A 13364-nucleotide genomic window follows, 5' to 3' on the forward strand; every position below is an offset into this window, starting at 1 on the left:
AAATCCGTCCTTTTCCCTTTAACCTTTTCCCTTTTCCCCTCTTCTTCTCCCCCTGTTTCCTCACTGCGAATTAATTGTAAATACGGCCCTTCAACTTGCTGCAATTGTTCATGGCTTCCCCGTTGGACTATCTTGCCGCGATCGAGGACAATAATTTCATCGCAATCTCGGATAGTCGAGAGTCGATGCGCCACGATAATGCAAGTGCAGCCGCGCAACCGCAGATTACGACTGACATTCTTTTCTGTTTCGGCATCCAGGGCGCTGGTGGCTTCATCCATAATCAGGATACTGGGATTATTCACCATCGCACGGGCAATTTCTAGCCGCTGTCGCTGACCACCACTCAAATTAGTAGCACCTTCCAAAAGGTCAGCATGATAACCTCCAGGAAGTGAAAGGATGACATCGTGAAGCGCTGCGTCTTGACAAGCTCGGACAAGATGACTGTCGGGTATGGTAGTATCCCAAAGCGTCAAGTTGTCTCTGACGCTGCCAGCAAATAACAAAATCTCTTGTTCTACGACAGAAATAGAATTAGCTAGTACCTGGCGAGAAATTTGCTCTCTGGGTTTGCCGTCGAATCGAATTTCTCCCTGCCACGGTTCGTACAGCCCACATAAAAGTTTGGCAACAGTAGACTTACCAGAACCACTCCCACCCACCAAGGCAACTCGCTGCCCTGGCTTGAGCAAAAGATTAAAATTTTCAATCATCGGCGGGGCAATTTGGCTATAGCCAAATGTCACATTGCGTAATTCAACATACCCCTGGAGTTTGGGCAGAGGGTAGGAAGATGGCTGCGTCGGGGAAAGGGAAAGGGGAAAAGGGGAAAGGAGGAGATCCGTCCCTTTCCCTTTACCCTTTACCCTTTCCCCCTCTTCTACTCCCCTGCTCCCCTGCTCCAATTGCCGGTCAATGGGGTTACGTAAGACATCATCGAGGCGAGTCAGATTACCTTCCATCTCTTGGAGTTCGCTTCCCAAGCTGATGAGATTACTTACTGGGGCGAAAAACCTTTGCATCATGCCGAGAAAGGCTATTAACATACCGATGCTCAAGGCTCCATCCATGACCCGCAAACCGCCTACAGCTAAAAGCAGCATAGAAGCGATCGCTGACAGAAAAGATGGTAAAACACCTATTGTCTGGTTTGTTTCCTCTAATTCCTGCTGGGTGTTGATGGCTTTGGCATAGTGACCCGCCCAACGGGAGAAAAAATCTGACTCTAATCCAGATGCTTTGAGCGTCTCCATACTCTGAAGGCCAGAAATTTCTACGCCGCGAACTTTTCCTTCTTCTTGGATGAGTTTGATATTGGCATCTACGCGCCGCCCTCTCACCCACTGTAAGGCGGCAAGGTTGATCGCGACAAACGCGATCGCAATTAAAGTTAGTACAACATCATATTGCAGCATCACTACTACATATATAAATACTGATACTGTTGCGATCGCTGTAGTCGCTAATTCACCCGAAAGCATATTGGCGATGCTGTCGTTGAGTTCCATCCGGCTACTGATTTCCCCAGCATACCGCTGATCGTAAAAACTGACGGGTAGGCGTAAAATGTGCCACAGATACCGACTCTTCATGCCCACGGACAACTTAATTTTCATTTGACGCAAAAACTGCAACTGTAGCAGCGTCAAAAATCCACTCAGTCCGGCTGTGAAGATCATGCCTAAAATTAGGGGACGCAACCACTCATACCGATGTTCAATCAATACGTTGTCTACAAATACTTGGGAAAATGCAGGTATCGCCAGTCCAGGAATTACTAACAAAAATCCTGCCAGCACGCAGTAAAGTAATGCGCCAATGGAGCCTCGCAACCGCGACCACAAAGCTAAGATTGTGCTAGGCTTGCGTCCTCCGCGTTGAAACTCTGAACCAGGCTCTAGAACTAGCACCACACCTGTGTATGCGCCGCTGAATTCTTCTAAGGAAACGATGCGTCGTCCAGTAGCAGGGTCATTGAGATAAACTCGCTGTTTGGTGATTCCTTCTACTACTAAAAAATGGTTAAAGTTCCAAAATACAATGTAGGGAAATTTTAATTGCAACAAGCCAGCTAAGTTGGTTTTAAAGCTTTTAGCGCTGAGTCGATAATTTCTGGCAGCCTTCAAGATATTTAAGGCACTAACTCCATCCCGCGAGACACCGCACGCTTGCCTCAGTTCTGTCAGTGGGACAATGCGATTGTAATAACCGAGAATAATTCCCAAAGCAGCAGCACCGCATTCTACTACCTCCATTTGCAGCAGAGTAGGAGTATGACACCGCTTGTTTTTACGCAAGCGCCCTAATATATTTTGCAGATTTTGCCAGAACATAAAAATATTTTTTAATAATTACTTCCTCATTCCCCTTATCGCCAATATCACGAAATGCCACTCCAGGATCTCAGAATCGGCAGGACAAAAGTAATCGGGGCGCGTTCTTCTACAGTGACTTGTACTGAGGTGGTAGTTCCAGAAGTGACTTTCATCTGTGGCCCTTGGGAAGAAGACCATTTGTAGTCGCTGAAGGTGGAATTGTCTGGTTGCAGTCGCGCCGTAATTAGCATCTGTGGCCCTTGTGACATCAAAGCTTCCACAAATTCGGAATTGCCTACTACACTTAATGCACCTTCTTTAGTCACGGGAAAGGCTGAGACTTCTGTGACAGCCCCAATGATGCCACCAAAGCGTTCGCGTTGCACTGTAGTAGGTGTGACTTGTAACTTCATCCCTGGTTGAATTTGCTTGCCATCGCCAACAGGAAAAAATGCCACACTCACAGGTTGAGCCGATCGCTTTTGTGCGGCGATCGCTCCGATGGGTGTACCCTGTAAAACAACCTGTCCGGGACTTGCGGAGATTTCTAAAATTCGTCCTGAGTAACTGCTCTTGACTAAGCTGTTGCTTGATAGTTGCAGTGCTAATTGCACAATATTTCGCTGGACTTCTTGGATTTCTTTTTTGCGGGTAGTTACATTTTCTAAATCTTGTTGCGCCGCAGTTGCTTCTTTGCTATCTAGTTGTTTTAATTGCGCTTGCAAATCTTTAATTGAGTTCAAATTCTCTAGGTATTGGCGTTGGGCATCTGCTTCTTTGACATCTAGTTGCTTGAGTTGCGATTCGGCTTCATTAATTTGGGTGACAGCATTTAAGTAGTCTTGCTGTGACTGTAGGACTGTATCGCCAGAAATTGCTCCCTCTTGCAATAGCCGCTGGCGGTTGGTCAATCTCTGTTTGAAGGTAGGTAAGAGATCCCGCAGTGCTTGTAAGCTTTGGGTTTGATTGGCGCGATCGCGTTGAATCGAATTTAGCCCTTTCTCTCTTAAAATCGGGGTGAGTTTCTGTACCGCTTGGAGGTTTTGCTGCAAAGATTGGCGTTGCTGTTTAATCGCTTCTTTGTCTGCATTTTGTCGCTGTACTTGCACTAAACTAGCAGCGCGATCTTCTGTTTGTAGTTGCCCTAATTTAGAGCGGACTAGTTGTAGCTGTTTCATCAGTTCGCTTTGGTCTAGCGTCGCCAGCACATCTCCTCTATTTACAAAGTCGCCAACTCGGACATTGATTGTTCGCAATTTACCTGCGATCGGTGACTGGAATGAGGTAATTGTACTGGGATAGACTATTATTCCAGTACCCGTCACCGTAATTGGGATTCGACCTAAAAAACTCCAAGTAAGTCCCGTTGCCACCAACGAACCAACAGCAACTAGAGGTAGCCACTTTTTCGGGCTGACTACCTGCATAATTTGATCTAATTCTTCCGGCGAAGAAGCGCGCTCTAAAGCTTCTTTGCGGAACAGGTCGCTTTTTTGATTAATCACTATAAACCATCCCAATTTGCATTGCATTCAGAAGGAATTGGGTATTAGGCTGACAATTGAATAAAAAATTACCTTCTGTCTTCAGCACAAGGCGGATATGTTTTGTTTGCTTTGGCATACTAATATTCAGATGCAAAAATCAACCTACCATCTGATGAAAGGTCGAAAACTGAGAAAATCAAATTTTTTATTTTTAAATTTTGCGTAGATGAAGAATAACTTTCGTTAAAGTAACGATTTTGCACTCTTTATATGAAAACATTGACGGGTGGGTAAGAAGTAAGGGATAATAACAATTGGTCGCTTACCTTTTGACCTTTCGTTTTTATCCGGCTTACACCCGCCAATGTTCGTGTAACGTTGTAATGGGTTGTGATGCCAGAAATAGTTAGACCACTATGTTATAAGATGTCTGTAGCTTATTCGTAAGGGTCGTTTGTAGTCCTTTGTCAGTTGTTCGTAGCAATTGGCAAAGGATTACTGTTTAATAACTCTCTTAACGAAATAATGCATAACTTACATGCTTGCTAGCTTAGTGTTATTTTGATTTGTAGGGATGATACAAATCATCATAGATAAATATTTTGGCAATACAAACACCTTAAAGTGACTTTTGGTTGAGGTGATAACTCAACAAGAGCGTACTATCGAGATAACCTAGTATCTATTGGTACTAGAAGCGCACGCGGTCTCTGCTATTATCAATCTCTTGATTTGATTTTTGAATAACCTTAGCATCTCCTCCACCAATTGCTATTGCAACACCAACTTGAACATTCGATTGTACGTTTCCACCTTTGGTTTTAACGTCAATTTTAGCCTTGGTATCGATATCTACACCTCCGCGTCCTCCGACAATTTCACTGATTTCTTCATCAGCTAACTCGGTCATGACTGCGAGTGTTTCTTGTTCAAATGTTACAACTGACATACAAATTCCTTCCTGGTACAAAATGGTTTTGGAACAGTGAAATAGTAACTCAACATGAGCCTACTATGGAGATAACCTAGTACCTGTTATTACCAGAAGTACACACGGTCTTTGCTATTATCAATCTCTTGATTTGAATTTTGATAAACCTTAGCATCGCCTCCACCAATTGCTGATGCGTTACCAACTTGATTGGATACTTGTACGTTCTTACCTTTGGCATTAACGCCAACATTGGTTCTGTTATCAATATCTACTCCGCGTCCACCGCCGACAATTCCACTGATTTCTTCATCAGCTAACTCGGTCATGACTGCGAGGGTTTCTTGTTCAAGTGTTACAACTGACATAAAAATTCCTTCCTTGTACAAAATGGTTTTGGAACAGTGAAATAGTAACTCAACATGAGCCTACTATGGAGATAACCTAGTACCTATTAGTAGAAGTACACACGGTCTCTGCTATTATCAATCTCTTGATTTGAATTTTGATAAACCTTAGCATTGCCTCCACCAATTGCTGATGCGTTACCAACTTGATTGGATACTTGTACGTTCTTACCTTTGGCATTAACGCCAACATTGGTTCTGTTATCAATATCTACTCCGCGTCCACCGCCGACAATTCCACTGATTTCTTCATCAGCTAATTCGGTCATGACTGCGAGGGTTTCTTGTTCAAGTGTTACAACTGACATAAAAATTCCTTCCTTGTACAAAATGGTTTTTGCATAGTGAAATCTTTTTTTTACTTAACCAAATAATAAAAATCTTTAGACATTTAAAACAATAAATATCTGACGATTTTTATTATCAAATTTGTTGCTTTTAAACACTAATCAAATGTGCAAAACAAAAATTTGCTTTTGGTTTATTTTGCAATTTCACTATGTTTAAACAATACAGTTTTTTGAAAATATTTTATATAAAGAAATGATGAAGTTGTTAAAGAGTTTTGTGAAGATTAGGATTTTAAGAAATATCAAATATCGGCATTAATTCAAGTTAATAAAGGTAGGATCGGCCAATGGTATATCTATAAATAATTTTTTGACAAGTTACTATAGGTATTACAAAACCTTGCCGAATAAGCAACGACTAACATATTAAATTATTCATAAAAATAATATCCCCAACTTCTAAAGAAGTTGGGGATACGCACCTTTAATTGGGTACATAAAACATGAGTTGAATTTGAGTTATACCAATTCTGTATGAAGATGCGCCAAACTATATAAAAAACGAACTGCATAGGCGCAAAGCGGCTTTCCACAGGGCGCATACTCCTACAAAAAAGCAAGCTACGCGCAGCATCTCGTCAGAAAAGTAAACAAAGGAAGAAAGAAAATTTGACGCAACCTCACAAATAAATGGTATTACTGTGAATACTAAATAGATGAAATCACTGTTGAATCTATTATTTGTGCAACTCCATTTGTCAGCGAAAATCTTCTTCTTGTGCGTGTTCTTTGTTTAGTCTTCGTATTCACAACATCTTGATTGGAGTCTTGAATGACAGCATCAGTGCCATCAGTTGAAATCGCATTTATCTGTGATGAAAAATCCAAAACAATGTCTCCTCCCACTATTCCTTTTAATTCACTATCTATCAGTTCCTCGACAATAACTTTTCGATTACAGATAGATTTGAAACTCACTTGATTGATAATAGTCATAAATTCCTCCAGAAGTATACAGACAATTTTTGTCTGAGATGTATTTACAAATAGCAGGTTATTTAATAATTTGTCAACAGATTAAAAAAATATCCTACTTTTACTAACTAACTTACTTTTCTCATTTTTTATTTCTCTAAATTTACCTACTTATATTATTAATTTCATGAAAAAAGATTGCCGACTAGTCTTTACCATCCGACAAAAGTTAACTATCAATAAAAGCTGTAGTGAAAATATTCATTCGATACTTGCCAAACTACTGTTGATGTTGGCAGCATCACATATCTTTATTACGGCACTGAACCGCTAAAATCTCAAATCTTCAATCTCAATTCAAACTTCTGCTACAAATAGGTTCTTTATGAACACAGAAGTGACATGATAAAAATCAGAAGTCAGAATATTCTGACTTCTGGCTATTTTACTAAACAATGAGGAGTGTATAATTGGAGTTATACTAGATATTAGTTGAGCAAAAACGAAAATGAATTTGTAGTACTCTCTTTGGTCAACAAACTTTCATAAAAATTACAACCTTTACGGGGCTAATATTTTTTTATGATAGCTGCTTCCCTACCTTTATTTACTCTCAAGAATCACCTTGAGCTTATGATATTGGTTTGCTCAAATTCACCTAATATCTTAGAAATTACTGACCTCATGAAAGTGGAACACTTAACCTAGTAGACCTGAAAGACCTCCAAAAGCCGTTGTTAAAGTAGCATCGAGAACACTTCCTACTCCTCCAAGTAATGGTCCCAATACATTGAATCCTCCCACAACTCCATCTAATTCTTCCTCACTAATTTCCTCCAAAATAACTTCTTGATTGTTAGGTTGTGTCAAGTTTTTATCGTTAGTCATAATTTTCTCCTGAAAGTACGTAGGCATTTGTGCCTTGGATGTACTTATAAATATCAATTTATCTAAAAGCTTGTCAACGGTTTTTACAAAAGATCCTACTTTTCCTACTTTTATTACTTTTCCTACTTTTTGAAACCCACTTTTTTACTTTTATTCCTAATATTTTACGATAAACAAAATGCACAAAACTAATGCTAAAGGAGGATGTTTTATATAAAAATTTGCTCGTCTAGTTGATATGCTTTGAGTTTTTATGTAAAACGGTAGATTTACAAACAAAAATTTGTATAAATTATGTATGTTAAGCATATAAAAAGAAATATAGCTTATATCAAAAGACTGATTTCTTAATTTTCAATTAGTAATTTTGTATTGTTTGGCAGAAGATGCAGGGGAGGAATTTTGTCAGGTGCTAAATCATCCCGCTTTCTCTGCAATCCCAAAAATTGCCACAATGTCAGAATCGGTCTAGATTAATTCAGGCAATATTTGAATATGCAGACTATTACCAAAAAGTCAAAAAATAAATCCTGGGCTGGTGCGATCGCAGAACCAGCAAAAGAATTTCCCCTTACTCAACTGTCAATTATTTCTGGCAAAATCCCAGATGGCTTGCGTGGCACACTTTACCGCAATGGCCCCGCACGGCTAGAACGTGGTGGCGAGCACGTGGGACACTGGTTTGATGGAGATGGGGCAATTCTCGGCGTTCATTTCACGGATGCAGGAGTTACCGGAGTCTATCGCTATGTGCAAACAGCAGAATATCTAGCTGAAACTCAAGCAGATAGGTTTCTTTATGGTGTCTATGGGATGCATCCGCCAGGCCCCATTTGGAAGCGCTGGGGCCAACAGATCAAGAATGCAGCCAATACCTCAGTATTAGCTTTACCTGATAAATTGTTGGCTTTATGGGAAGCAACCAATCCCTACGCCCTTGATTTGCAAACTTTAGAAACGAAGGGATTGGATGATTTAGGCGCTTTGGATAATGGATTACCTTATTCTGCTCATTACAAGCGTGATTCACAAACAGGCGAGATTTTTAACTTTGGAATCAGTATCGGAAGTTCTGTACAACTGAATCTCTACAAAAGCGATGACACGGGCAAAATTATCAAAAAAACGGCTTTTAAGCTAGATCGCTACTCGATAATGCATGATTTTGTTTTAACTCAAAGGTATCTGGTGTTTTTCATGCCACCAATGCGGATGAAAATGCTGTCACTTTTACTAGGTGTAAATACCTTTAGTGAATCTCTGTTGTGGGAACCTCAATTAGGAACCCAAGTGTTAATTTTCGATCGCGAAAACTTATCCTTAGTGAGTCGTGGTGAAACCGATCCTTGGTTCAATTGGCATTTTGGCAACGGCTATGAAGATAAAGACGGTTCCGTGATTCTGGACATGGTGCGATATGCAGACTTTCACCAAACTAATGAGTATCTCAGAGAATTCGCAACTGGTGAGACGCACACAGTAACTCAAGGAACATTGTGGCAAGTCCGCCTCAATCCTCAAACTGCTAAAGTGACAGCAATAGAGGAAGTTGTCAATCGCAAGTGTGAATTTCCTGTAGTGCAGCGATCGCAAGTTGGGCAACCTTACCGCTATACTTATGTATCATTAATGCCCCAAAGAGGGGATATAGCCAAAGAATGGTTCGGTGCGATCGCCCGCTTCGACTACAAAACCGAAACCCTCACCGAAGCAGACTTAGGAGAAAACCGCTATCCTTCAGAACCCATCCACGCCCAAGATGCCCAAAACCCCGAGCAAGGCTGGGTGCTAACCGTTGTATACGATGTTAATTCTCATAGTAGTGAAGTTTGGGTATTTGATAGCGATCGCCTGGATGCAGAACCAGTTTGCAAACTAGGATTACCTAGCGTTATTCCCCATAGTTTCCACGGCACTTGGAACCCAGCTTAACAATTTGGGGAATCAAGCAGGGGAGACAAGGAGACAAGGGGACAAGGGGACAAGAGGTAATACCATTTTGGATTTTAGATTTTAGATTTTGGATTGTGAAATATCCATTGGATAAGTGTTTCAGTTTTCCATCTGTCGCAATCATTTTTCAAATTGGTGTAAGAACTTGCAATAAGTCTTTGCCCTTGTCCCGAATGGCAGTAAGAAAAATCGTAGAATATCCATACCCAAGGTAGTTTTGATATGTCTTAAATCCAGTTCAACATCCCAATCTTTACCGTAAAGTCCAACAAGTTCGAGAGTAGAATAAATTCATTTATCTAAAAGAGTAGTAATTAAACTAACTCGTTGAGTACGAAAACCAGGAATAACGATGTAGTAGTAAATTTATCTTACAATTATGGTTTGAGATAGAGCATCAAACTCATCTTTTCTCAATCCTTTTGGACAACTTCTAGGCTTATAACAAGTAACTCGCAATTTCCAACAATTTTACCTTTTTGCATAGTTGTTGTACGAGATTTTTATGCTTACGAAATACAGCATCATAATCAAACTTTTTGATAGTAAACATATCGGTGTAAGCACAAAAAGCTCTATCTCCTACAAGCACATCATTGGGTTTAAGAAAACTATACAGCGTTCTTGCTAATTTAATATCATGATTGTTCAAAACGTCTATGCACAAAGCAACGGCGGCTCCTGTCACCAAACTGAATATCACACCAATTTTTGCAATTGGAAACCCACATCCGGGCTTTTGACTATTTGGTTGAGGATATTCTTTTTAGTTTTCTACGGTGTCCGGCATAGACACTGTTGACCCATCTATTACTTTGGTATTGCGACCATACCATAAATGTTCCTCTGTCACTTTATCTTCTAGATTTTGTACTGAGGAGTTGAACAGTTTTTCTAATAATCTCTCTGGAAGCCTTGCTCTGGCGCAGGCAATATCCGCTTGTATCACTTGTTCGCAAAGCGTCACGAAGAGAAGGAACTTCTACCTCTTCTTCTGCTAAGGTATTTCTTCACAAGTTCTTCACATTCTTTTTGTAGTTCTTATTGTAACTTCTTAAAAAGAGGATGTTTGAAAAGTATCCGTTCAATAAATTGGGGCAACCTACCAGTTCAGAAATATTTTACGCCATTTGAGCCTTGTCACTGGGCGATTGACCTCGGATTATTGAGCGGTTATGAAACCAGTCTAAGTAGATGCTGCATTTTTTTGAACTACCTATCTAAGGTTTCTCTCTGCTGGCAGGGCTACTTATAGATGACAGACACCTCTGCCAGCGAATATCTCTGAATCAAACTTATAACCGAGGGGATTGATATGGCAGACATTATTGGAGACAACCAGAATAACACTCTAATTGGCACGTTTGAGAATGACGCTATCCTTGGTCAGGGCGGTGATGATAACCTCTTTGGTCGGGGCGGCAATGATGACCTCTTAGGTGGGGCTGGCAATGACTCGCTTAATGGCGAGGACGGCAATGACCTTCTCAATGGTGAGGACGGCGAGAACACCCTGCTTGGTGGGCTCGGCGATGATGTCCTCCTTGGTGGATCTGGCAATGACCTTCTCGATGGCCAGGAGGATGACGATCAACTCCTTGGCAAAGGCGGTGACGACACGCTGCTTGGTGGGTTTGGTAATGATGTTTTCCTTGCTGGAACTGGCAATGACCTTCTCGAAGGCGGGGACGGAAATGACCGACTCGCTGGAGAAGACGGCAAAGACCAACTCTTTGGCGGGGAAGGGGTTGACACGCTCAATGGCGGGGCTGGCGATGACCAGATTGATGGCGAGGATGGCAATGACAACTTGATTGGTCAGGCTGGCGATGACACCCTCCTTGGCGGGGCTGGCGATGACCGACTAGAAGCAGGGGACGGGGATGACAAAATCTTTGGTGGGACTGGCAATGATACTGCTGACTATTCAAATAGCACTCTTGGTGTCACCGTTAACCTAGCGACTGGAACTGCCAGTGGAGGGGCTGGGAATGATGTCCTATTTAATATCGAACAAGTCTTTGGTTCTGGTTTCAGCGACATTTTAACTGGCGGGCGCGGTAATGACACCCTCTTTGGTAGAGGTGGCAATGACCTGCTTGATGGTGGAGTTGGCAATGACCTGCTGGATGGCGAGGAAGGCAACGATATTGTCCGTGGTGGGGCTGGCGATGACACCTTGCGTAGTGGGACTGGCAATAACCAACTCTTGGGTGGAGCTGGTGTTGATACTGCTGATTATTTCAGTGCCACTGCCGGAGTCGCGATTAACCTTGCCACTGGAACCGCTACAGGGCAGGGCAGGAATGATGTCCTGTTGGAGATTGAAAGAATCGTTGGTTCTAGGTTCAATGACACCATCCTTGGCGGAGCTGGCAATGACTTCTTCCTCAGTGGTGGGGACGGGAATGACTCTGTAAATGGTGAGGCTGGTAACGACCGCCTCTTTGGCGATAACGGCAATGACACCCTCCTTGGCGGGGCTAACGACGACTTTATCAATGGCGGGTACGGCAATGACTCCCTGCTTGGCGGTAGCGGCATTGACATCCTGCTTGGTGGGGCTGGCAATGACCAACTCTTTGGTGAGGACGGGAGTGACACTCTCATTAGTAGAGAAGGCAATGATACCCTGCTAGGCGGCAGCGGCAATGACATTCTGCTTGGTGGAGACGGGGATGACCAACTCCAAGGTGGAGGCGGGGATGACCAACTCTTTGGTGGGACTGGCATTGATACTGCTGATTATTTAAATGCCACTGTCGGAGTCACCGTTGACCTTGGCACTGGAACTGCCAGTGGGGGAGATGGGAGTGATGTCCTGTTCAATATCGAGCAAGTCTTTGGTTCTAGTTTTAGCGACTCCCTGATTGGAGGAGGCAGCAGTGATACCCTCTTTGGCAGAGGCGGCAATGACACCTTGCTTGGTGGGGATGGTGATGACTTTCTTGACGGTCAGGAAGGTAATGACCTCGTGTTGGGCGAGGATGGGAATGACAGCCTGTTTGGCGGGGCTGGCAATGACCAAATCGAAGGAGGAGAAGGCGATGATACCCTCCGTGGCGGGGCCGGCAATGACACTCTCCTTGGAGGGCCTGGAAATGATGTCCTCATAGGCGTTGATACTAACGGTTCTGATTCTCCTGGATTAGGAGAGGTTGATACCCTAACTGGAGGGCCTGGGGAAGATCGGTTCTTACTTGGAGATGCTACTAATGTCTTTTATGACGATAACAACAGTGGAAGTAGTGGTTTGGCAGACTACGCTACCATCAGTGGCTTCAACTCCAACGAAGATACAATCCAGCTCAAAGGAACACTGGCAGACTATCGCTTGCAGACTGTGGGAGCCGATACAAGGGTATTTCTGGACAACTCAGGAGAGCTAGATGAACTCGTTGGTGTTGTGCAAGCATCGCCTCTGAAGCTTGATAGTGACGACTTCCTGTTCTCCGAGAAAGAAGATGCTGGACAAGGGACAAACAACACACTAGCCACTGCTGAGAAGCTAGGTACTTTAACATCAGGTTCAGAAGTTAATACCTCTGCTCAACTGGCAAGACTTCCAGGGAACAATCCTGATTTCGACTTTTTCACATTTTCTTTAGCTAGCCCAGGAACTGTGACTATTAGCACGCCGAATTACAATGGTATCTTTCCAGTTCTCGGCCTATTTAATAGTGCTGGGAACTTACAGAGTTCCAGTACTTCTCAATCAATCACCGCTTCACTAGGGGCAGGTACTTACTCCATTTCAGTAAGTGATTATGATTACTTCCCGCAAAATGGCGGAACTTTCAGTTCTGGCTTTTTTGACCCTGGTTCTTATACGCTAGGAGTCACTGTAGCCTAAAGATAAATGGTACGAAGAAAAGCGGAAACAGTTGCCAATTAACAAGTTTGCAGTTGTTTTCGTAAGGGACATCCAAAAATTAAATTATCCATTTTTCAGAGCGAAGACCATAATTGTATTCTTCCTCCTCTGCTTCCTCTGCTCAAGAACAGCTTGCCAAAGCGATTGATTCTTTTTTATTTGGAAGTCCCTAATCAATCCTCAATCACCATAAAAGCAACGCAAGAGCCATTTATCCTTGAGGATTTGTACTCGTAATGTC

10 protein-coding genes and 1 pseudogene are annotated in these 13364 nt (G+C 42.5%); 2 read left to right on the top strand and 9 right to left on the bottom strand.

The annotated features are described in order from the left end of the window. Positions 1 to 59 precede the first annotated feature (59 nt). The 7 genes and pseudogenes from V7K45_RS18610 to V7K45_RS18640 all read right to left on the bottom strand — a co-directional run. A pseudogene (locus V7K45_RS18610) lies at positions 60 to 2336 on the bottom strand (NHLP family bacteriocin export ABC transporter peptidase/permease/ATPase subunit); the annotation flags it as partial. A gap of 47 nt (positions 2337 to 2383) precedes the next feature. Next, positions 2384 to 3823, bottom strand: a complete 1440-nt coding sequence (locus tag V7K45_RS18615) for an NHLP bacteriocin system secretion protein (protein ID WP_335005924.1) — start codon at positions 3821 to 3823, stop codon at positions 2384 to 2386. A 673-nt stretch (positions 3824 to 4496) separates the two neighbouring features. Further along, positions 4497 to 4754 carry a hypothetical protein gene (locus V7K45_RS18620; protein ID WP_335005926.1) on the bottom strand — a complete coding sequence of 86 codons (258 nt, stop codon included), beginning with the start codon at positions 4752 to 4754 and terminating at the stop codon, positions 4497 to 4499. An 89-nt stretch (positions 4755 to 4843) separates the two neighbouring features. Next, positions 4844 to 5104, bottom strand: coding sequence for a hypothetical protein (locus V7K45_RS18625; RefSeq protein ID WP_335005928.1), 261 nt, complete (start codon positions 5102 to 5104; stop codon positions 4844 to 4846). A gap of 86 nt (positions 5105 to 5190) precedes the next feature. Next, complete coding sequence (locus V7K45_RS18630; protein ID WP_335005930.1) at positions 5191 to 5451, bottom strand: hypothetical protein; 261 nt, start codon at positions 5449 to 5451, stop codon at positions 5191 to 5193. 690 nt (positions 5452 to 6141) lie between these two features. Further along, on the bottom strand, positions 6142 to 6429 hold the full coding sequence (locus tag V7K45_RS18635) for a hypothetical protein (protein WP_335005932.1): 288 nt from the start codon (positions 6427 to 6429) through the stop codon (positions 6142 to 6144). Positions 6430 to 7107: 678 nt separating this feature from the next. Then, positions 7108 to 7296, bottom strand: coding sequence for a hypothetical protein (locus V7K45_RS18640; protein ID WP_335005934.1), 189 nt, complete (start codon positions 7294 to 7296; stop codon positions 7108 to 7110). Between the two features lie 495 nt (positions 7297 to 7791). Between V7K45_RS18640 and V7K45_RS18645 the strand changes: the two genes are divergently transcribed. Beyond that, positions 7792 to 9228 (top strand): carotenoid oxygenase family protein, encoded by a 1437-nt coding sequence (locus V7K45_RS18645; RefSeq protein WP_335005937.1) that lies wholly within the window; start codon positions 7792 to 7794, stop codon positions 9226 to 9228. 460 nt (positions 9229 to 9688) lie between these two features. Here the strand turns inward: V7K45_RS18645 and V7K45_RS18650 are convergent, their stop codons facing one another. Both V7K45_RS18650 and V7K45_RS18655 read right to left on the bottom strand, forming a co-directional pair. Continuing rightward, positions 9689 to 9952 (bottom strand): hypothetical protein, encoded by a 264-nt coding sequence (locus V7K45_RS18650; protein WP_335005939.1) that lies wholly within the window; start codon positions 9950 to 9952, stop codon positions 9689 to 9691. A gap of 63 nt (positions 9953 to 10015) precedes the next feature. Further along, a complete protein-coding gene (locus V7K45_RS18655) occupies positions 10016 to 10216 on the bottom strand; it encodes a hypothetical protein (protein ID WP_335005941.1) in 201 nt (66 codons plus the stop codon). A gap of 348 nt (positions 10217 to 10564) precedes the next feature. Between V7K45_RS18655 and V7K45_RS18660 the strand changes: the two genes are divergently transcribed. Beyond that, entirely contained in the window at positions 10565 to 13102 is a 2538-nt protein-coding gene (locus V7K45_RS18660) for a calcium-binding protein (protein ID WP_335005943.1), read from the top strand. The last annotated feature ends 262 nt before the right edge of the window (positions 13103 to 13364 follow it).

Origin of the sequence: Nostoc sp. (assembly GCF_036917375.1) — a bacterium.
Lineage (GTDB): Bacteria > Cyanobacteriota > Cyanobacteriia > Cyanobacteriales > Nostocaceae > Nostoc.

What these genes read in the sequence shown, in the direction of transcription:
- V7K45_RS18625 (WP_335005928.1), bottom strand. Translation starts at nt 5,104, where the DNA reads ATGTCAGTTGTAACACTTGAACAAGAAACCCTCGCAGTCATGACCGAG.
- V7K45_RS18660 (WP_335005943.1), top strand. Translation starts at nt 10,565, where the DNA reads ATGGCAGACATTATTGGAGACAACCAGAATAACACTCTAATTGGCACG.
- V7K45_RS18640 (WP_335005934.1), bottom strand. Translation starts at nt 7,296, where the DNA reads ATGACTAACGATAAAAACTTGACACAACCTAACAATCAAGAAGTTATT.
- V7K45_RS18645 (WP_335005937.1), top strand. Translation starts at nt 7,792, where the DNA reads ATGCAGACTATTACCAAAAAGTCAAAAAATAAATCCTGGGCTGGTGCG.
- V7K45_RS18635 (WP_335005932.1), bottom strand. Translation starts at nt 6,429, where the DNA reads ATGACTATTATCAATCAAGTGAGTTTCAAATCTATCTGTAATCGAAAA.
- V7K45_RS18630 (WP_335005930.1), bottom strand. Translation starts at nt 5,451, where the DNA reads ATGTCAGTTGTAACACTTGAACAAGAAACCCTCGCAGTCATGACCGAA.
- V7K45_RS18620 (WP_335005926.1), bottom strand. Translation starts at nt 4,754, where the DNA reads ATGTCAGTTGTAACATTTGAACAAGAAACACTCGCAGTCATGACCGAG.